Origin of the sequence: Caulobacter sp. CCH9-E1, assembly GCF_001556515.1 — a bacterium.
In the GTDB taxonomy this organism is placed as follows: domain Bacteria; phylum Pseudomonadota; class Alphaproteobacteria; order Caulobacterales; family Caulobacteraceae; genus Caulobacter.
The window spans coordinates 17,779-37,267 of sequence record NZ_LSJA01000109.1 but is presented as its reverse complement, the minus strand read 5'-3'; the positions used below and the strand labels follow the sequence as shown (position 1 = coordinate 37,267).

The following is a 19,489-nucleotide window of genomic DNA, read 5'->3' as shown; positions in this document are numbered from 1 at the left end:
GCGGTCAAGTCTCCTCCGCCCGGTCCAAGATTGGCCGGATCCGCAAGCGTCCCGGCTTTCGCGGGAAGCGCGTCGATCGCGTCAGGCCCGGGGAGAACGTCGCGGTGAAGGCCGCTAAGGCGTCCAGGCGGCTTCTGATCTTGGCCAGGGCCGGCGCCCTCACGTCCTTGTAGTCGCCCGCTTTGTTCTTGTAGCTCGAGAACCAAGGCCCGAGGACCCGCCATTCGGCGTCGAATTCGCGCATCAGCCGCTCCAGGGCCGGATAGGCCACAAGGGTGCGCGCATAGCGATGCCGATCGAAGTCGAACGACTTCATCAGTTCGCCCGCCTCGCGTCCGTATCCCATCAATCGCCGCGAACGTTCGATCGGCATGTTCAGGTTCAGCCCGCCCTCGTTGGCGTCCAGCTGGACGCGGACGACGCGCGAACGCTGGCCAGGCATGGTGCTCTGCAGCTCGTCCTGCCAGTCCTTGGCCGCCCCCAGAATGGAGCCGGCGAAGGCGCCGAGCGAGGCGATGTCCTTGATCGGCGAGAACGCGCCTTGGCTGGTGTTGGCGGGCATCCGCACCCTCGGCGCCTCTCCGGCGTCAGCAGGCCGTTTATCCAAGCTGAGCGCGAAGGTGGGCCTCAGCGGCAGCAGGCTGTCGAAGAAGTGGATCGGAAAGTTCGAGGTGATCCCGCCATCGGAGAACAGCAGCCGCCGCCAGGAGGTCGACGCGCCCTCGACGCCCTCGGCCACCAGGCTCCTGTCGAGCATGTGCAGGGGCACGGCGCGGAACAGGATCGGGAAACTGAGGCTCATGCGCACCCCGACGAGCACCGGGAGGTCGTCGGCCCCAGGAAGGCGGCGGCGACCGCCTCCAGGCTCCGCCCCGATTGTGACGCCAGCCATTTGCTCGACGATCGCGGCCGGGAACAGCCGGCTCCATTCGTCAGGCTGGTAGAATAGGTCCAGATCGAAATTCGGCAGCACGTGCGGACGGCCGATCGACAGGTTGGTGGTCATCATCTTCAGATCGATCGCCACCTCGCCAGCCTTGAGCTGCGCCGCCTTCAAGCCGACCTTGCGCAGGTCACCGAACGTCAAGGGCGGGTGCTCGCCGGGACCGAAGGCGATGAACTGCAGCGACTGATGCAGCCATTCCGTCAGGACCGGGGCTGTCTGGCCTGGATCGGCGAGGCCGCTGCACAGGCCAAAGTCGGCCTTGGGCAAGTCGCGCGCGACACGGCGGACCAGCCATAGGACCAAGCTGAGGACGGCGCCGACGACGGCGCTGGCGCACAGACCGACCAAGGCGAGAGCCACCGTCGCCCAACCAGGCTGCGACAGAAGCGGGACCAAGGCGAGAAGCGCATAGAGCAGCGCGCCCGCGGCTGCGCCCTGCGCCAGCGGTCGCCAAAGCGCCCCCGCCACCCCCAGCGCCTTTGCGGCCGGCCTGGCGTCTCCGACGAGGGCCAAGGCCGCGGCGAACAGGGGTTTGAACACGCCATTGGCCTGAAACAGGCCGCCGAGACGCTCGGGGATCTCGTCGCAACGGCTCTTGAAGCGCGCGAAGCCTTCGGTGTCGCCGCGCTGGCGCGCGAACTCGGCGGCCGCCGCGAAAGCCGCTGCAATGGCGCCTGCTGAAGCGCCGCCGATGGACCGGAAGCGATAGCTCTCCGCCAGCGCCAGCACGGCGTAAGGATAAACGACTCCCGACGTCACCCCGCCCTTCATGACGAGGTCGCACTCCTTCAGCGCGGACGGCGCCGCGTCGACTTGCTGGGTCATGATCCATCCTCCGGCCGCCAAGCATTGGGCGCCGGAGAAGATAATCCCGCAAGGGTTGTTTTCTTCAGAAAGACGCCTTGGGGATGTTAACGCCGGGGAATGCTGCCGGGTCACGACCAACGCGCCAAGGGAAGGGCGACTGCTGACGCGATTGGTCAGCGGATCGACCTAGCCTCCGATCAGGAGGATGTCACATGATCAACTACATCACGATCGGCGCGAGCGACAGCGACCGCGCTCAAGCCTTCTACGATGCGGTGCTCGGCGCGCTCGGGCACAGCCGCCTGTGGCGACAAGAGGATTGGATCGGCTACGGCCCGGATCCCGACCACGCCACGATCCTGATCTGCAGCCCCGAGAACGGTCTGCCCGCCCGGGCGGGTAACGGGATCATGGTTGGCCTCACCGCCAGCACCCAAGCCCAGGTCGACGCCTTCCACGCGGCCGCTCTGACGCACGGGGGGTCCTGCGCCGGCCCGCCCGGTCCTCGTCCAAACTACGGCGAAGGCTACTATCTGGCCTATGTCCGCGATCCCGACGGCAACAAGCTGTCCGCGTTCCTGAAAGCCTGAATCCGCCCGTCATACAGAAAAGGGGACGCCTTTGAAGCGCCCCCTTTTGCCTTCTCGTCGATCCCGGCGATCAGCCGGCCAGCGCCGCCTTGACGGCCGCGAGGCCTTCCTGAGCCTTGCTGTCATCCGGCGCGCCGCCTTGGGCGAAGTCGGCCTTGCCGCCGGCGCCCTGCCCGCCCATGGCGATCACGGCGGCCTTGGCGAGGTCGGCGGCGCTGAACTTGCCTGTCAGGTCAGCGGTGACCGCCACCGTGACGGCGGCCTTGCCGTCCGACGTGCCGACCAAAGCGACGACACCCGAGGTCAGCTGCTTCTTGAACTCCTCGGCCACGCCGCGCAGCTCCTTGCCGCCGACGCCGTCCAGGACGCGAGCGATCAGGGCCACGCCATTGACGTCCTCAGGACCCGAGGCCGCGCCGCCGCCGCCCAGGGCCAGCTGCTTCTTGGCCTCGGCCAATTCCTTCTCCAAGCGCTTGCGGTCGGCGATCAGGGCGTCGACGCGCGAGGCGACCTCGGCGACGGGGGTCTTGAACTGGTCGGCCAGCGCCTTGGCGACGCCCGCCTGGTCCAGCAGGAAGCGGCGGGCCGCCTCGCCGGTCAGGGCCTCGATGCGGCGCACGCCGGCGGCAACGCCCTGCTCGGAAACGATCTTGAAGAGAGCGATGTCGCCGGTGCGGGCCACGTGGGTGCCGCCGCACAGCTCGACCGAATAGGCCTTGGCCTCGTCGGTCAGCGACTTGCCCAGCGTGAGCACGCGGACGCTGTCGCCGTACTTCTCGCCGAACAGGGCGACCGCGCCGGCCTCGATGGCTTCCTGCGGGGCCATTTCCTTGGTCTCGGCCGGGACGTTCTGGCGGATGACCGCATTGACCTCGGCCTCGATCTTGTCGAGCTCCTCGGGCGTCAGCGGGCCGCCATGGCTGAAGTCGAAGCGCATGCGCTCGCCGTCGACCATCTGGCCCTTCTGGGCGACGTGCGGACCCAGCACATGGTGCAGGGCGGCGTGCACCAGGTGTGCGGCCGAGTGATTGGAGCGGGTGGTGTGGCGACGCTCGGCGTCGACCGAAACCACGACCTTGTCGCCGACCTTGAGCTCGCCCGACAGCTCGACGCGGTGGACGTGCAGGTCGCCGGCCTGCTTCTGGGTGTCGATGACTTGGTTCTCGCGGCCATTGGCCTCGAGCACGCCCTGATCGCCGGCCTGACCGCCGCTCTCGGCGTAGAAGCTGGTGCGGTCCAGCAGGACCTCGACGGTCGTGCCGCCCGTGGCGCTTTGGACCTCGGCGCCGTCCACGACGATCGCCTGGACGACGCCGGTCGTCTCGGTGGTCTCGTAGCCAACGAAATCCGTCGCGCCGTTCTTTTCCTTGATGGCGAACCAAGCGGCGGCGGCGCCCTGCTGGCCGGACCCGGCCCAGTTGGCGCGCGCCATTTCGCGCTGCTTTTGCATCGCCGCGTCGAAGCCGTCGGTGTCGACCGTCAGGCCCTTGGCGCGCACGGCGTCCTGGGTCAGGTCCAGCGGGAAGCCATAGGTGTCGTAGAGCTTGAAGGCGGTCTCGCCATCCAGCACGCCGCCGGCGGTCAGCTTGGCGGTGGCCTCATCCAGCAGGCCCATGCCGCGGCCCAGGGTGACGCGGAAGCGCTCTTCCTCCTGGCGCAGGGTCTCGACGATCGAGGCCTCGGCCCGGCGCAGCTCCGGATAAGCTTGGCCCATCTCGGCGACCAGGGTCGGGGCCAGGCGGTGCATCAAGGGCTCTTGCGCGCCCAGCAGATAGGCGTGGCGCATGGCCCGGCGCATGATCCGGCGCAGCACGTAGCCGCGACCTTCGTTCGAGGGCGACACGCCGTCGGCCAGCAGGAACGAGGACGAGCGCAGGTGGTCGGCGATGACCCGGTGCGACGGCGCCTGGTCGCCCTCGGCCCTGACGCCGGTCAGCTCGACGCTGGCGGCGATCAGGGCCTTGAAGAGATCGACGTCGTAGTTGTTGTGCACGCCCTGCAGCACGGCCGCGACCCGCTCCAGGCCCATGCCGGTGTCGATCGAGGGCTTGGGAAGCGAGACGCGCTCGCCGCCGGCCAGCTGCTCGAACTGCATGAAGACGAGGTTCCAGATCTCGATAAAACGGTCGCCGTCTTCATCGGGGCTGCCCGGAGGGCCGCCGGCGATCGACGGGCCGTGGTCGTAGAAGATTTCCGAGCACGGGCCGCAGGGGCCAGTGTCGCCCATGGACCAGAAGTTGTCGCTGGTCGGGATGCGGATGATCTTGTCGTCCGACAGGCCGGCGATCTTCTTCCACAGGGCCGCCGCCTCGTCGTCGGTGTGGTAGACCGTGACCAGCAGCTTTTCCTTGGGCAGCTTGAACTCGCCGGTCAGCAGGGTCCAGGCGTGGTGGATCGCCTGCTCCTTGAAATAGTCGCCGAACGAGAAGTTGCCCAGCATCTCGAAGAAGGTGTGGTGGCGGGCGGTGTAGCCGACATTGTCCAGGTCGTTGTGCTTGCCGCCGGCGCGGACGCACTTCTGCGAGCTGGCCGCGCGCGGATGGGCCGGGGTCTCCGCGCCCGTGAAGACGTTCTTGAACGGCACCATGCCGGCGTTGACGAACAGCAGGGTCGGATCGTTCTGCGGCACCAGCGGCGCGGACGGGACCACGGCGTGGTCGGCCTTGCCGAAGTAGTCGAGGAAGGTGCTGCGGATCTCGTTCAAGCTGGGCATGAGCGTCTCAAGTCATAAGCGTCCGGCGAGCGGCCGGGAGTCGCGCGCTGCATAGCGCGGTTTTTAGCGAAGGGGAAACCGACTCGGAGATGGGGGCGCGTTGGAGCATGGAAAAGAGCCTGTTGCGCATGTCGCCGAGACCGACAAGTGTCAGCTCGCCGTTGGTTAGATCATACAAGTCTCGAGGGAAAACGTGCGGAAAGCGGGACTGATCTTGTCTCTGTCCGGGGCGTTTTTGGCGGGTTGCTCGAGCGGCCCGCATCCAGACGTCGCTCAGCTCGCACCATGGACTCGTGACCTGCGCGACCAGCAACCGGAAGAGGCGTTCGCTGCGATCTATCGTTGGCGAGGACGTAGCTTGGTTTTCGTGGGAGCGAACCATTCGACACGTTCGGATAGTCCCACGTTCAAGCTGATTATCGACGTCTACGGCCGCGCGCATTTCGACACGCTGATCGCGGAGGGCTTTCCCTACGCGCGAGGACCAGACGCTCCCCGCACTCTGCAATGGCTTGCGTCTCAGACCGAAACAGATGGTTTTGTCATGGGCGGCGAGAGCGTTCCTGCTTTGCGCGGCGCCATTCAACAGGGCGCTCATATCTGGGGCGGCGAGCCAGACGACGCGGTTATTCGCGATCGCGTTCGCGCCGATGGCGTCTCGGATGTCGATCTGCTGGGATTTTACACGCTTCGATCGGTCCCTCAGTGGATCAGGGAGAAACGTGTAGTCGATGGTGGAGATGTCCGAGCCGCGGCCCTGATCGAAGGCGAGCTGGTCCGCAATAGGAGCCGACTAGGCCTGACGGAAACCACGCTTCCAGATTACGCCGCGTGGGCGCGCTGGTACGAACAGACGAACGGCCGGCCCTTTGGCGTCACATTCCGGCTGGAGGAAGTTGGGCCGTTGGTTGATGGCGACTTCAACACCAACAGGATAGCGGCGACGGTCGGACGGGCGCGGGACGCCTTTCTATTGAAGACGATCGCCGATCACCTGACCAAGGGCGAAAACGTTCTCGTCGTGTTTGGCGCAAGCCATCTCACGATCCTGCGTCCCGCGCTCGACCGGATGCTGGGCCCGCCTTGTTATGTGGGCGGAACCATAGCGCAGGCGCGGGCAACCTGCTTCGATCAGTCGTGAACACTCTCTTTGAGAGGGCCCTGATGCCCAACAAGGGCGCAAGAAATAGGCCGCCTGGCATGGGGTCCAGGCGGCCTGATCGCGGCCGTCGCGGCGGTGGCGCCGCGGGCGTGTTGAAGGCGGGGACCGCCCGTGGCTGATGCGAGGGCCGCGAAACCCTTGAGGGCGAGGACTACTCCTCGTCGCCCTCCTCCGGGCCGCCGACCAGAAGTTCTTCCTCGATCTTCTGCGACGACTTGCGGACGGCCGCTTCGATGCTGTTGGCGATATCCGGATTGTTCTTCAGGAACTCGCGGACGTTGTCTCGGCCCTGCCCGATGCGCTGGCTGCCGTACGAGAACCAGGAGCCGGCCTTCTCGATGATGCCGGCCTTGACGCCCAGGTCGATGACCTCGCCGAGCTTGGAGATGCCCTCGCCGTACATGATGTCGAACTCGACCTCGCGGAACGGCGGAGCCACCTTGTTCTTCACGACCTTCACGCGGACGTTGTTGCCGATGATTTCGTCGCGGACCTTCACCGAGCCGGTGCGGCGGATGTCGAGACGCACCGAGGCGTAGAACTTCAGCGCGTTGCCGCCGGTGGTGGTTTCCGGGCTGCCATACATCACCCCGATCTTGTGACGGATCTGGTTGATGAAGATGACGATGGTGTTGGCCTTGTTGATCGAGGCGGTCAGCTTACGCAGCGCCTGGCTCATCAGACGGGCCTGCAAGCCCGGCAGGCTGTCGCCCATCTCGCCTTCGATTTCGGCCTTCGGCGTCAGGGCCGCCACCGAGTCGACGACGACGATGTCCACAGCGCCCGAGCGAACCAGGGTGTCGGTGATCTCCAGCGCCTGCTCGCCGTTGTCGGGCTGGGAGACCAGCAGGTTGTCGAGATTGACGCCCAGCTTGAACGCGTAGGAGGGATCCAAAGCGTGCTCGGCGTCCACGAAGGCGGCGGTGCCGCCAGCCTTCTGCACCTCGGCCACGACGTGCAGCGCCAGGGTGGTCTTACCCGAGCTTTCCGGCCCGTAGACTTCGATGATCCGCCCCTTGGGCAGGCCGCCGATGCCGAGCGCGATGTCGAGGCCCAGCGAGCCGGTCGAGACCGACTCCATTTCGACCTTGCCCTTTTCGCCCAGCTTCATCACCGAGCCCTTGCCGAACGCGCGGTCGATCTGGGCGAGAGCCGCCTCTAGCGCGCGTTGCTTATCGCCTTCTTCCTTGGCCACGAGTTTCAAAGCCGCCTGACTGGTCATTGTTGGTCCGCCCTCTATCCCATGATTCCGGTGGGTCGCCCGGCGCTTCCAGCGCCCTGTCGCAACGACCTGTGGAACACCCTTAATGTGTACCGCCTTTGTTCCAAGTTCGCAAGATGTTCTCGTGCGCAGAAACGTCCGTTTCTGACGTAGAGGGCCCGGGAGGCAAAAAATGGGGTGGGCTGAGCGGCTAAACCTTGGGTTTTCAACCGCTCCTTAAGTTCGTTCGTGGCAGCTTTCCTTCAGTTCTGGAGAAGGCCGCTTTGTCGATCGATCCCCGCCGCTTGTTGGGCCTCGCCTTCGCCAGCGCCGACCTCCTGGTTGAGCTGCGGGACGGCCAGGTGCGCCTAGCCTTGGGGGCGGCTCAGCGGATCATGGGCCGAAGCGAGGCCGCCTTGACGGGCGCGACGTGGAGCAGCCTGTTCCATCCCGACGATCGGCCGTTGATGGACGCCGTGCTGGCGTCCGCGAGCGATGGCCAGCGGCGCGGCCCTATCGTCCTGCGCCTCGTGGACGATCAGACGCGCCACGTCGGCGTCATCCTGCGCGCCCTGCCCGAGAACGAAGGCCGCATCTCCTGCGCCGTGACCGTCGCCCAGGCGTCCGCGCCGGCGCTGAAACCCGGCGAGTTGCAGCCCCGCGAGACCTTCGACGACATCGCCAAGGGCCTTTTCGAGGCCGCCCGCGCCACCGGCATGGAGCTGGAGTTGGCGATGGTCGAATTCGCGGGCCTCGGCGCCATGCGCGACGGCCTCTCGCCCAGCGAAGCCGCCGAGCTCGACGTGCGCGTGGCCGGCGCGGTGCGCGCGGAGTCGCATGGCGGCTCGGCCGCCACCCAGCTGTCGCAGGACCGCTTCGCGCTCGTGCGATCGCGCGACGAGCAGTCCGAGACGATGCTCAAGCGCCTGAGCCAGATCGCGAACACCGAGGCCAAGGCCCACGTCGTGCCGCTGGAGAACGCCGCGGCGCCGTCCCGGGCCTTGCGAGCTCTCCGCTACGCGCTGGACGACTTCCTGCGCGCCGGCCTGAAAGAGGGGCCGCCCGCCAGCCTCACCGACGCCATGAACCGCTCGGTGAAGCGCACCCTGGCCCAGGCCGGCGCCCTCAGCGCGGTCATCACCCAGCGCCGTTTCAACCTGGCTTTTCAACCGGTCGTCGCCATGGCCACGGGCCAGGCGCATCACCACGAGGCCCTGGTCCGGTTCGAGGACGGCGCCAGCCCCTTCGCCATGATCCGCATGGCCGAGGAGTTCGACCTGATCGAGGAGCTCGACAAGGTGGTGGTGGAACAGGTGATCAAGCGCCTGGCCAACGACTACGAAGGCAAGCTTAGGTTGGCGGTGAACATTTCGGGCCGCACGATCGTCAGCGAGACCTTTGTCGACCATATCGACCGCCTGCTGGCCCGCTTCGACGAGGTCAAGGGCCGCCTGATCTTCGAGATCACCGAGACGTCGGCGATCGACGACCTGCCCTACGCCAACCAGAATATCCAGGCGCTGCGGTCGATGGGCTCGATGGTCTGCCTGGACGACTTCGGCGCGGGCTCAGCCTCGTTCGCCTATCTGCAGCAGTTGAACCTGGATATCGTGAAGATCGACGGGCGCTATGTCCGGGAATTAGCGGACAACAGCCGCGACGGCGCCATGGTTCGTCACTTGGTGAAGATGTGCCGAGACCTGAAGATCCGCACCGTGGCCGAGATGGTCGAGACGCCGGAAGTCGAGGACATCGTTCGCAACGCCGGCGTCGATTTCGCCCAGGGGTGGCTCTACGGCAAGGCCGCCGAAAAGCCCTCCCCCGCCCTGAGGACCACCGCTCCCGTCCGCGCCATGGCGCGGCGCGCCGGCGCTTCCGAAAGCTGGGGATAGGAGATCGCCCCTCCCCCGAACCGGAGGAGGGGCGCGGAAGCGGCGTTAGGCCTTGCCGCCCTTGGCGACGATGTAGTTGTCGACAACCTGCTCCAGCACGGTCAGCGGCGTCATGCCAGACAGCAAAGCCGCGTCATGGAACTCGCGGATGTCGAACTTCTTGCCCAGCGCCTTCTGAGCCTTGGCCCGGGCGCGTAGGAAGACGATCTTGCCGATCATGTAGCTGCAGGCCTGGCCCGGCCACACGACGTAGCGTTCGATCTCGGTGATCGAGCCGCTCTCCTCGTCGCCCATCGTCTCGGCCATGTACTTCACGGCCTGTTCGCGGCTCCACTTCTTGTGGTGCATGCCGGTGTCGACGACCAGGCGCACGGCGCGGAACAGGGCGTCGTGCAGCATGCCGATCTGGCCGCGCGGGTCGTTCTTGTAGATGCCCATCTCGACGGCCAACTGCTCGGAATAGAGCGCCCAGCCCTCGGCGTAGCCCGAGAAGCCGACGATCTTGCGGATCATCGGCAGCCCCTTGGCTTCGTTGGACAGCGACAGCTGCAGGTGGTGACCGGGGACGCCCTCGTGCACCGTCAGGGTGGTCAGGGTGTACTTGGCCTGCTCCTTGGTGTCGCGCAGGTTGATCCAGTAGATCCCCGGGCGCTTCCCATCCAGCGAGGGCGAGTTGTAGTAGCCGCCCGGCGCGCCGGCCTCGATGGCCTTGGGCACGCGGCGGATCTCCAGCGGCGCCTTGGGCAGCTGGCCGAAATAGGCCGGCAGCTGCTTTTCGATCCACTTGGCCTTGTCGTTCAGGTCCTTGATCAGCTGCTCCTTGGCCTCATCCGTATTCGGATAGAAGTCCTCGCCCAGTTTGCGCATGCGGTCGCCGACCGTGCCTTGGGTCATGCCGATCTTCTTGAACAGCTTGTCGGCCTCGGCCTCGATCGACTTGACCATGTCGAGTCCCAGCTGGTGGATCTCGTCCGGCGTCAGGGTCGAGGTCGTGTAGTTCTTCAGCGAAAGCGCATAGTAGTCCGCGCCGTTCTTCAGCCTCCACACGCCCGCGTCGTGCGTGGCCTTGGGTCGAATGCTCTCCATCAGCGCGATCTGGCGCTTCAGGGCCGGCAGCACCGAGTTTTCGTAGATCTTCGCGGCCTCGCCGGCCCAGTCGCCGGCGATGCTCTTGTCCTTGGTCCGGCGCGCGATCGACTTGACCAGCGGCGCCTCGGCGGTCGGCGTGGTCGCGAAGGCCCGCATCTGGATCAGGGCCTTGTCGATGATGAAGTCCGGCGGGATCACACCGTCGGCGATGTCGCGCTTGGCGATCGCCGTCTCCTGGTCCATCAGCCGCGCGAAGCCTTCCATCCGCGACAGATAAGCGTCGGCGTCGGCCTTGGTCTCGATGCTGTGCTGGGTGTCGAGGAAGTCGGGCATGTACTGGTAGCTGCCCGTCAGCTGGCTCAGCACGTAGGGCGCGCCGGAGCCGCCGCCGGCGTAGGTGAACTTCCTGTTGCCCTCGTCCTGGACGGACAGCACGAACTCGACGGTGTCATAGTTCACCGCGTCCATGCCCTTGAGGGCGCGGCGGTCGATGGCGCGCAGGGCGGCAAGCTGCTTGCTGGTGGTGGCGGCGCCCGCCTCGATGGCGGCGAACGAGCGGTCGGACAGCAGGCCCTTGGTCCAAGCGAGGTCGCCGGTGTCGAGGCCAAGACCGGTCGCGGTTTCTGGCGACTGGCGCAGTTGCAGCGCCATGGCCTCGTCGAACAGGGCGTTCAGCTTGGCGACCTCGCCCTCGCGGGCCAGGGCCAGGGACGGCAAACCACCGGTCGCGGCGAAGCCCGCGGCGGCCGAGGCGAACATCATCTGACGGCGATTGAGCAAGGCTTTTCCTCCCCAGGACATATTTGGAGGACGAAGGCGTAAGGCCGCCGCCCCGTGCGGCGAAATTAATTCCGAGTCATGGGGCGGCGTCCAGCCTCGTTGGTCACGCCAGCGTCACGAACAGCTCGTTCTCGATCATCCACTGGCCAGTCACCTTCTTCCAGGTCGCCAGATAGGTCCCCGACTGCTCGGGCGCGTCCGTCCAGGAGCCGACCCAGCGCCCGCGCTCGGCGGCGCGGCTCCCGTCGGCGTTCAGGGCGATGTCCTCGGTCGTGCGCACATAGGCCACGAAGCCCTTCTCCGCGAACTGGCCGGCGAACGCCGCCAGGACGTCCTCGGCGCCCAGCAGCAGCGAACCGTCGCCGGCGATCACCGTGATGCGCGGATCAAAGAACGGCTTCAGGCGGGCGGCGTCCTTGGCGGCGATCAGCTTGTTGGTCAGCTTGCGGCGGGCGGCGATGGCGTCGACGGGCGAGGTCATGGGCTCTTTCCTGGAGGGCTCGTCCGTGTAGCTTGCGGCGCATCCGATCCGCAAACCCTACCGGCCGATGCCCGCTCCCACTCTAAAGACCCCGCGCCTGACCCTGTCGCCGCCTACCCTGGACGATTTCGAGGACAGCCGCGCCATGTGGGCCGATCCGCTGGTCACGCGCCATGTCGGCGGCCGCCCGTTCACCGAGGAGGAGAGCTGGACGCGTCTGATGCGCGCCCGCGGACTCTGGGAGGTGCTGGGCTTCGGCTACTGGGCGGTGCGCGAGACAGCGACCGGCCGCTATGTCGGCGAGGTCGGCTTCGCGGACCTGCGGCGCGAGCTGGAGCCCATCCTCTATGGCCTGCCCGAGATGGGCTGGGTGCTGACGGCCTGGTCGCACGGACAGGGGTTCGGGACCGAAGCGGTGGAGGCGGGTCTGGCCTGGATCGACGAGACCCTGGCGCCGCCGGTGGTCCCCTGCATCATCAATGTGGCGAACGCGCCCTCGATCGCGCTTGCGACCAAGGTCGGCTTCCGCGTGAAGACCCACGCTGCCTACAAGGGGTCGCCGATCCTGGTGATGGAACGGCGGTCCGGAAAGGTTTAGGCCGTCGCCGTCTCGACCCCGGCGGCGAAGCGCTTGGCCTGGGCGATCCAGGCGTCGCGTTCGGCGCGGCCCTTCAGGCCCAGCTTCAGGTCGATATCGGCCAGTTCCTCGGGCGTCCAGGCGGCGATCTGGCTGAAGGTGGTGACGCCCAGCTCGGCCAGCGAGGCGGCCAGCTTCGGCCCGACGCCTACCAGACGCGTCAGGTCATCGCCGGCGGCGACCACCGTCTCCGCGACCGCGTCGAGCTCGGCGGGGACCTCCTCGGTCAGCGGCTTCGCGACCATAAGCGCGTCCTCGTAGTATGCCTCATCGTCCTCTTCTTCGTCGTCTTCATCATCCTCGGGATCAGGCCCAAGTTCGACGACGTCGACCACTTCCTCGACCGCCTCAAGCGCCGCGTCGTTCGCCGGTTCGGCCGCGGTCAGCGTAGCCTCCGCGAAGGTCTCCACCGCCTCCTCGGCCGCGTCCATCACGACCTCGACGGCCTCGACCGCCTCGGCCATGGCTTCTGCGATCGGCTCGGGGGTGGAGGCCAGAACCGCTTCGGCTTCGACGGCGGGCGCGACGGGTTCGGGGGCCAAGGCCAGCACCGCCTCGAGGTTAACCGCCTCGCGCCAGCGCGAGGCCCACCACCAATAGGCCGCGCCGGCGGCGGCCGCGCCGCCGAACATCAGCCACAACGGCGACGCCGCGCCGACCGCCAGACGGGGGGCCAGTTCGGGCTCGATCTTGTCGGCTTGGAACTCAGGGAAGAAGGACGAGGAAACCATGGGGGCGCTCCCGGCTGCCGCGATTTTGTGCGTCGCAGCATAACACGGAATTCCCGTTCGCAAGCGCGAAAATAATAATGTTATATTAACTCAGGCCCGCCGCTTTCAGGAGCACGCCGGCGACCGCCAGCACGGCGATCATGACCAGCATCGGCACGCGGCTCGCCAAGGCTAGCGCCAGGGCCACGAGGCCCAGCGCCGCATAGTCCAGGCTCGCGAGATCGGGCAGCAGAATCCGCAGGGGCCCCGCCTCCAGCGTGTGACCAGAGCGGAACAGCAGGTGAATGGCGAACCACAGGGCTAGCTGGCCGATGACCCCGACGGCGGCGGCCGAGATCAGCGCCAGGGCGCGCGCGGGACGCGGGCGACGGCCCCAGCGCTCGAACAGCGGCCCGCCCGCGAAGATCCAGAGGAACGACGGCGCGAAGGTGGTCCAGGCCGCCATCAGTCCGCCCAGCACCGCGAGGACCCACGCCCACTCCGGCGGCGCGGTCTGGAAGGCGCCGACGAAGCCGACGAAGACGAAGACCAGGATCAGCGGTCCCGGCGTGGTCTCGGCCAGACCCAGGCCGTCGAGCATCTGGGTCGCCGTCAGCCAGCCGAACGCCGACGCCGCCTGTCCCAGATAGGCCAGGGCCGCATAGGCCCCGCCGAAGCTGATCGCGGCCAGGCCGCCGAAAGCCAGGCCCATCCAGGCCAGGGTCGAGGCCGGCGCCAGCAGCCACGCCAAGCCGATCGGCGCCAGCCACAGGCCAAGGCAGACCAGCGCCGTGAGCCCCCGCCCCTTCGCGGGCGTCGCGGATTGGGCGACGGGCTCGGCGGTGTCCTTGGCCGCCAGCCAGCCCAGCACGCCCGCGCCCAGCACCACCAGCGGAAACGGCACGGCCGTGAAGGCCAGCAGCGCGAAGGCCGCGCCGCAGACGAAGGCGGTCAGTCGATCCTTCACCGCCCTCTTGCCGATCTTCAGCAGCGCCTGCAGCACCAGCGCCACCACCGCCGCCTTCAGCCCCAGCAGCACCGGCGCGGCCCAGTCGGAACGGCCGTAGACGATATAGAGCGCCGACAGCCCCAGCATCACCAGCAGGCCCGGCAGGACGAACAATAGCCCCGCCGCCACGCCGCCTCGAATGCCGTGCAGACGCCAGCCCAGCCAGGTCGCCAGTTGCTGCGCCTCGGGTCCGGGCAAGAGCATGCAGAAACTCAGGGCCCGCGCGAACTCGTCCTCGTCGACCCAGTCGCGGGACTCGACCACTTCCTTATGGAGCAGGGCGATCTGGCCGGCGGGGCCGCCAAAGCCCAGCACGCCAATCTTCAGCCAGACCGGCAGGGCTTCGGCGAAGCTAGGCGCGGCCTTGGGCTTCAAGTCAGATCCGCCAGACGCGCGAGCGGCCGCCGGCCTCGCCGAGGCGCGCGGCGATCCAGTCGCCGGCTTCGACGGCCGCCGCCTCGACGCTGGCCGGCGCGCCGACCATCACCATCGCGCTGCCGTTCATCTTCATGGGATCGATCAGAGGCCTCAGACGGAGTTCGGCGACTAGCAGGTCCCCCCCTACACTTTTTGGGATGACGGTTTCCATCGCGCGCAGAAAGGCGTCGAACGTCTCGAGGTCCTTAAGCGGCAGCCAGATCGCCAAGGCCGCGTCGGGCGCGCGCTTGAGCACCGCGCGCGTGGTCTCGGCGATGCGGGCGTAGTCGTCCGGCCGCTCGAACGGCGGATCGATGACCACGAAAGCCCGCCCGCCCCGGCCCGCCTGGGCTACGGCGGTGGCGAAGCCGTCGGCTTGCAGGGCCTGGGCGTTGGCGTAGGGCGCCAGCGTCTTGCTGAGCAGGGTCATGTCGTCGAGGCGCAGTTCGCAGCCCGCATAGCGGTCGGCCTTGCGAAGCGCGCGCGCGATCAGCAGCGGCGAGCCCGGATAGAGATCGCCCGCCTGGCCGCTGTTGATCTTGAGCACCGCCGCCAGCAGCGGCCCGAACACCGCCGGCGCGTCGCTGGCCGCCTTCAATCGGAAGATCCCCGCCTGCGCCTCGCCCGAGCGCCGCGCCATCTCGCCGGCCAGGTCATAGGCGCCCGCGCCGGCATGGGTGTCGATGACCGCCAGCGCCTCGCTTCGCCCCTGCAAGGCCGACAGCATGGCCAGCAGGATCGTGTGCTTGTGCAGGTCGGCGAAGTTGCCGGCGTGGAAGGCGTGGCGGTAGTTCATCCCCGTCCCTACCACGCCCCGTGCGCGCGACCAGCTTCCTGAAGCTCCTCGATCATCTTGTCCTTCAGGGCCTTGGGGCCGACGATTTCGATCTTGTCGCCCCAGGTGAAGAGGTGCCACGCCAATTCGCGCATGCCCCCGGCGCGAAAGGTGACCCGCACCGAGCCGTCGGCTTCCTGGCTGACTTGCTGCGTCGCGTGGAAGCGCCAGCGCAGCGCGTCCTCCGCCCCCTCCGGCTTGATCCGAAGGACCACGTCCTGGATCTCGTCGTGATAGATGCCGAAGCTCTCGTCGGCGAAGGCCTGCAGCGAGAAGTCCTCGGGCGGCGACGCGGGCTTGTCGAGCACCTTAAGGTCGCTCATCCGGTCCAAGCGCCACGAGCGCGGCTTGCCGCCCTTGCCCTCCATCGCCACCAGATAGTTGCTGCGGCCGAACAGGACGCCCAGCGGCGTCACCTCCCGGGTGCGCCCCGGCGTGCTGCCGCCTTCATAGCGGAACGACAGCGCCTGAAGGCCCTTGATGGCGGCGCGGATCGCGGCCAGCACGGCCTCGTCTTCGAAAGGGCGCGGGCCGGCGTGGATGGCGATGGTCTCGGCCTGGACCAGGGCCTCGACGTCGGGCGCGACGCGTCGCCGAGCCGAGCCGCGCAGGGCGGCCAGCAGCTTGGCCTCAAGCGCATAGAGAGAAGCCGCGCGCGCGTCCGCGCCGGACGCCTTGTAGTTGTCGGCCGCCGTGCGCAGGGCCGCCAGTTCCTCGGCGGTGGGGGTCTGAAACACGCCGTCCAGGCCCGACGGGATGCGAAACCGCTTGGTGGGCGGATCGTCGATCGCCTCCATCTGCGGGAAGGCTGTCCAGACCGCGTCGCGCATCCGCTCGGCGGTGCGACGGCCGACGCCCAAGGCCTGGGCCATCTCGTCCAGGGTGAGGCCCTCGGCGGATCCGGCCAGCATCCGGGCTAGGTCCAGAAGGCGGGTGGCTTTCTCGTGTCGCATGGCGCCAGCTTATACGACCGTTTCTGTCGCAGCGCGCGGACAATCTTCAAGACGTCGAGATTGGAGAGGAGCCCTTGATGTCGCGCTTCGCCTGTTCCCCCTGGGCCGTCGCCCCCGTCAACGCCGCCATGATCTCGGCCGTGCTCGACTATGCCGACATCCATCGCGACCTCGGCGGCGGCCGCACCCTGCGCCGGATCAGCCACGAGCGCGCCGCCAAGGCCGACATCTTCCTGCTGCTGGGCCGCGACGCCGAGCGGGTCACCGATATCGGCCTCGTCTGGAATGACCGCGAGGACCAGATCGTGCGGATCACGGATGACGCCGAACTCCGCGATTCCCGCCTGACGGCGTGGGAGGAAGCCTTCGATCTGTTCGAGACCGAAGAGACCGACGAAATGGCCGAACCGATGCGCCTTTGCGCGTGAGCAGATTGGCCCGGACACGCTCCGCGTGACTTCCGACCACGAATAAAAACGTCGTTCTGCCTAAAATCCGAGATCGACCGCCGCGCAAAACGGCGCCCATCGGGCGTCGGCGCGGTTATGGCGCTTTCCGGCCGCGCGCTCATTGCCGAACGCCGAAACTTCCACCCCCAATGAATAGATCGGCTAGTTGCCGATGTTTTTGAGTGCCCGCGTCAAAAAATATAATCGTAGGGAGAAAAACGTCACGGACAGGGGAATCTAATCGCTTTAATAAACAGAATGAGGGGGTAGTTTATGAATCGGCGTTTTAAACCCGCACTGTTGGCGGGTATTTCCGTCTTGTCTGTTACTATCGGATACTCTGTCAGCGCTTTCGCCGCCGATGCGGCCGCCACGCCGCCCGACCAGACCGAGGTCGACACCATCATCGTCACGGGCACGCGTCAGACAGGCCTGCGCGTCATCGACAGCCCCGCCCCCGTCCAGGTCGTCGACACCAGCACGCTCGAGCGCACCGGCCAGGTGGACCTGCGCCTCGGCCTCGCCAATCTGGTGCCGTCGTTCAACGCCCAGGCCTTCGGCGGCGACACCGCCAACCTGACCCTTTCGGCCCGCCTGCGCGGCCTCTCGCCCAACCAGGCCCTGGTGCTGGTCAACGGCAAGCGCCGTCACACCACCGGCAACCTCGCGGTCCTGTCGGGCGTCTATCAAGGCGCCGCGGCCGCTGACCTCGGCTTCATCCCGATGGCCGGCATCGGCCGCATCGAAGTGCTGACCGACGGCGCCGCCGCCCAGTACGGCACCGACGCCATCGCCGGCGTCGTCAACATCATCCTGAAGAAGAACGCCTCGGGCGGCTCGATCTCGGCTACCGGCGGCGAATACTTCGACGGCGGCGGCAAGACGGCCGGCGGATCGGTCAACATCGGCATGGCGCCGACCGAGACCAGCTACCTGAACCTGACCGTCGAGGCCAAGTACCACGGCTTCTCGAACCGCGGCCTGCCCGACCAGCGGGTGTTCAACCCCGCCAGCCCCAGCTATTCGGCCGCCCACAACGCGATCGAAAGCAAGATCCCAGGCTATCCCAACCTGAACCTGATCTCCGGCGACGCCGAGTATCGGATGCAGAACGTGGCCTTCAACGCCGGCGTGGAACTGCCCGCCGACTTCGAGCTCTATTCGTTCGGCACCTACGGCCACAAGGACGCCTCGGCCTACGAGAACTACCGCCGCTACAACCGCATCCAGGGCAAGCAAGGCGCCGCCGACCGGCCCTTCCCGCTGGGCTTCAGCCCCCGCGAGCGCATCATTGAGGACGACTACGCCCTGACCTTCGGCCTCTCGGGCAAGGTCGTCGGCTGGGACGTCGACCTGTCGTCGACCTACGGCAAGGACGCCATCGAGGTCCGCGTCGAAGACTCGGCCAACGCCAGCCTCTACGCGGACACCTCGACCCTGACGACCAAGGGCTTCACCCCGACCTCGTTCCACGCCGGCAGCTGGGGCACGACCCAGTGGACGAACAACCTGGATGTCCGCCGCGGGTTCGACGTGGGGCTCTCGGCTCCGCTGGATGTCGCCTTCGGCTACGAACAACGCCGCGACACCTACCGGATCGGCGCGGGCGACGCGGCCTCGACCTACAAGGAAGGCTCGCAGTCGTATCCGGGCTTCTCGAAAACCGACGCCGGCGGCCACGCCCGCACCAGCTGGGCGGTCTATACCGACATCGCCGCCACGCCGGTCGAGGCCTGGAAGGTCGACGCCGCGCTCCGCTACGAGAAGTTCAGCGACTTTGGCGACACCACCGTCGCCAAGCTGACCAGCCGCTACGACTTCAATGAGAAGTTCGCCCTGCGCGGCACGGTGTCGACCGGCTTCCGCGCCCCGACCCTGGCGGAATCCTTCTACTCGGCCACCAACGTCTCGCCGACCAGCGCCTTCGTGCAGTTGGCCCCGAACTCCAGCGCCGCGCGCCTCCTGGGCATCGACAAGCTGAAGCCGGAGAAGTCGACGAACTTCAGCCTCGGCGTCGTGGCCCACCCGTTCGATAAGCTGACGGCCACGATCGACGCCTACCAGATCAAGCTCAGGGACCGGATCTTCGGCTCCAGCTCGGTCTACGGCATGCGCAACGGCGTGATCGTCAACCCGAACGTCAACGCCGCGATCGCCGCCAACGGCAACGTGCTGGACAGCACCGTGACCAGCACCGGCATCAATATCTTCTCCAACGGCCTCGACACCCGCACCCAGGGTATCGACGTGGTGATCTCCTACCCCACCGACCTGGGCGCCTACGGCCGGATCGACTGGACGCTGAGCGGCAACGTCAACAAGACCAAGATCACCAAGGTCAAGTCGGCGCCGGCCGCCCTGGGCGTCACCAGCACCGCCTTCCCGACCGGCCAGGTCCTGTTCGCCGGCAACGCCGCCTCGCTGCTCGAGAAGGCCGCTCCGAAGTACAAGGTCGGCCTGAACGGTCTCTACACGTTCGGCAAGCTGTCGCTGAACGTGACCGAGACCTTCTACGGCAAGGCCGAGGCGCTCTCCGATCCGGGCACCGGTCCGCTGCTGAACACCGTGGCCAGCGCCACGGCGATCACCGACGCCGAGCTCTCCTACAAGTTCCCGAAGGGCGTCGTCGCCGCGATCGGGGCCAACAACCTGTTCAACAAGTATCCGGACAAGTTCACGGCCGCCTATCAGGCCGCCTGCGTCGCCTCCGGCGGCGGCTGCGTCACCCAATATCCGTCGTTCTCGCCCTACGGCATCAACGGCGGCTACTACTATGGTCGCCTGACCTTCTCGTTCTAGGACGAGGGTTCAGCGCCAC

At 67.2% G+C, this 19,489-nt stretch carries 15 protein-coding genes; 6 read left to right on the top strand and 9 right to left on the bottom strand.

Annotated elements, in window-relative coordinates; translation table 11 throughout:
• Positions 1 to 4: 4 nt before the first annotated feature.
• Positions 5 to 1,771 (bottom strand): patatin-like phospholipase family protein, encoded by a 1,767-nt coding sequence (locus tag AX690_RS07000; protein WP_066685743.1) that lies wholly within the window; start codon positions 1,769 to 1,771, stop codon positions 5 to 7.
• A 194-nt stretch (positions 1,772 to 1,965) separates the two neighbouring features.
• Here AX690_RS07000 and AX690_RS06995 point away from each other — a divergent pair, with 194 nt between their 5' ends.
• Positions 1,966 to 2,343: a VOC family protein gene (locus tag AX690_RS06995; RefSeq protein ID WP_066685741.1), complete on the top strand. Its 378-nt coding sequence runs from the start codon at positions 1,966 to 1,968 to the stop codon at positions 2,341 to 2,343.
• A gap of 70 nt (positions 2,344 to 2,413) precedes the next feature.
• On the opposite strand, the gene alaS is transcribed toward AX690_RS06995, so the two are convergent.
• Positions 2,414 to 5,056, bottom strand: a complete 2,643-nt coding sequence (gene alaS / locus AX690_RS06990) for an alanine--tRNA ligase (RefSeq protein ID WP_066685739.1) — start codon at positions 5,054 to 5,056, stop codon at positions 2,414 to 2,416.
• Between the two features lie 358 nt (positions 5,057 to 5,414).
• Here alaS and AX690_RS06985 point away from each other — a divergent pair, with 358 nt between their 5' ends.
• On the top strand, positions 5,415 to 6,197 hold the full coding sequence (locus AX690_RS06985; RefSeq protein WP_066685735.1) for a hypothetical protein: 783 nt from the start codon (positions 5,415 to 5,417) through the stop codon (positions 6,195 to 6,197).
• A 172-nt stretch (positions 6,198 to 6,369) separates the two neighbouring features.
• Here AX690_RS06985 and recA read toward each other — a convergent pair whose 3' ends face one another.
• Positions 6,370 to 7,440 (bottom strand): recombinase RecA, encoded by a 1,071-nt coding sequence (gene recA, locus AX690_RS06980; protein WP_066685733.1) that lies wholly within the window; start codon positions 7,438 to 7,440, stop codon positions 6,370 to 6,372.
• Positions 7,441 to 7,703: 263 nt separating this feature from the next.
• On the opposite strand from recA, the gene AX690_RS06975 reads away from it, so the two are divergent.
• Positions 7,704 to 9,311, top strand: coding sequence for an EAL domain-containing protein (locus AX690_RS06975; RefSeq protein ID WP_082769542.1), 1,608 nt, complete (start codon positions 7,704 to 7,706; stop codon positions 9,309 to 9,311).
• 45 nt (positions 9,312 to 9,356) lie between these two features.
• Here AX690_RS06975 and AX690_RS06970 read toward each other — a convergent pair whose 3' ends face one another.
• Together AX690_RS06970 and AX690_RS06965 are read right to left on the bottom strand one after the other, a co-directional pair.
• Positions 9,357 to 11,180, bottom strand: a complete 1,824-nt coding sequence (locus AX690_RS06970) for a DUF885 family protein (RefSeq protein WP_066685728.1) — start codon at positions 11,178 to 11,180, stop codon at positions 9,357 to 9,359.
• A gap of 103 nt (positions 11,181 to 11,283) precedes the next feature.
• Positions 11,284 to 11,661: a nuclear transport factor 2 family protein gene (locus AX690_RS06965; RefSeq protein ID WP_066685727.1), complete on the bottom strand. Its 378-nt coding sequence runs from the start codon at positions 11,659 to 11,661 to the stop codon at positions 11,284 to 11,286.
• Between the two features lie 67 nt (positions 11,662 to 11,728).
• Here AX690_RS06965 and AX690_RS06960 point away from each other — a divergent pair, with 67 nt between their 5' ends.
• On the top strand, positions 11,729 to 12,259 hold the full coding sequence (locus AX690_RS06960; RefSeq protein ID WP_066685726.1) for a GNAT family N-acetyltransferase: 531 nt from the start codon (positions 11,729 to 11,731) through the stop codon (positions 12,257 to 12,259).
• Here the strand turns inward: AX690_RS06960 and phaH are convergent.
• The 4 genes from phaH to AX690_RS06940 all read right to left on the bottom strand — a co-directional run bounded on the left by phaH (position 12,256) and on the right by AX690_RS06940 (position 16,222).
• Positions 12,256 to 13,029: a phasin PhaH gene (gene phaH, locus AX690_RS06955; RefSeq protein WP_066685725.1), complete on the bottom strand. Its 774-nt coding sequence runs from the start codon at positions 13,027 to 13,029 to the stop codon at positions 12,256 to 12,258. The genes AX690_RS06960 and phaH overlap by 4 nt on opposite strands.
• Before the next feature lie 85 nt (positions 13,030 to 13,114).
• Positions 13,115 to 14,392 (bottom strand): chromate efflux transporter, encoded by a 1,278-nt coding sequence (chrA, locus tag AX690_RS06950; RefSeq protein ID WP_066685723.1) that lies wholly within the window; start codon positions 14,390 to 14,392, stop codon positions 13,115 to 13,117.
• 1 nt (position 14,393) lies between these two features.
• Entirely contained in the window at positions 14,394 to 15,230 is an 837-nt protein-coding gene (gene rlmJ / locus AX690_RS06945) for a 23S rRNA (adenine(2030)-N(6))-methyltransferase RlmJ (protein WP_066730314.1), read from the bottom strand.
• Positions 15,231 to 15,238: 8 nt separating this feature from the next.
• The gene (locus AX690_RS06940) at positions 15,239 to 16,222 is read right to left on the bottom strand and encodes a YafY family protein (RefSeq protein ID WP_066686060.1); all 984 of its coding nucleotides are present in this window, start codon (positions 16,220 to 16,222) and stop codon (positions 15,239 to 15,241) included.
• Positions 16,223 to 16,299: 77 nt separating this feature from the next.
• Between AX690_RS06940 and AX690_RS06935 the strand changes: the two genes are divergently transcribed.
• The gene (locus tag AX690_RS06935) at positions 16,300 to 16,650 is read left to right on the top strand and encodes a hypothetical protein (RefSeq protein ID WP_066686062.1); all 351 of its coding nucleotides are present in this window, start codon (positions 16,300 to 16,302) and stop codon (positions 16,648 to 16,650) included.
• 339 nt (positions 16,651 to 16,989) lie between these two features.
• Positions 16,990 to 19,470: a TonB-dependent siderophore receptor gene (locus AX690_RS06930; protein ID WP_231732137.1), complete on the top strand. Its 2,481-nt coding sequence runs from the start codon at positions 16,990 to 16,992 to the stop codon at positions 19,468 to 19,470.
• Positions 19,471 to 19,489: the final 19 nt, after the last annotated feature.

What these genes read in the sequence shown, in the direction of transcription:
- AX690_RS07000 (WP_066685743.1), bottom strand. Translation starts at nt 1,771, where the DNA reads ATGACCCAGCAAGTCGACGCGGCGCCGTCCGCGCTGAAGGAGTGCGAC.
- AX690_RS06995 (WP_066685741.1), top strand. Translation starts at nt 1,966, where the DNA reads ATGATCAACTACATCACGATCGGCGCGAGCGACAGCGACCGCGCTCAA.
- alaS (WP_066685739.1), bottom strand. Translation starts at nt 5,056, where the DNA reads ATGCCCAGCTTGAACGAGATCCGCAGCACCTTCCTCGACTACTTCGGC.
- recA (WP_066685733.1), bottom strand. Translation starts at nt 7,440, where the DNA reads ATGACCAGTCAGGCGGCTTTGAAACTCGTGGCCAAGGAAGAAGGCGAT.
- AX690_RS06965 (WP_066685727.1), bottom strand. Translation starts at nt 11,661, where the DNA reads ATGACCTCGCCCGTCGACGCCATCGCCGCCCGCCGCAAGCTGACCAAC.
- AX690_RS06960 (WP_066685726.1), top strand. Translation starts at nt 11,729, where the DNA reads ATGCCCGCTCCCACTCTAAAGACCCCGCGCCTGACCCTGTCGCCGCCT.
- phaH (WP_066685725.1), bottom strand. Translation starts at nt 13,029, where the DNA reads ATGGTTTCCTCGTCCTTCTTCCCTGAGTTCCAAGCCGACAAGATCGAG.
- rlmJ (WP_066730314.1), bottom strand. Translation starts at nt 15,230, where the DNA reads ATGAACTACCGCCACGCCTTCCACGCCGGCAACTTCGCCGACCTGCAC.
- AX690_RS06940 (WP_066686060.1), bottom strand. Translation starts at nt 16,222, where the DNA reads ATGCGACACGAGAAAGCCACCCGCCTTCTGGACCTAGCCCGGATGCTG.
- AX690_RS06935 (WP_066686062.1), top strand. Translation starts at nt 16,300, where the DNA reads ATGTCGCGCTTCGCCTGTTCCCCCTGGGCCGTCGCCCCCGTCAACGCC.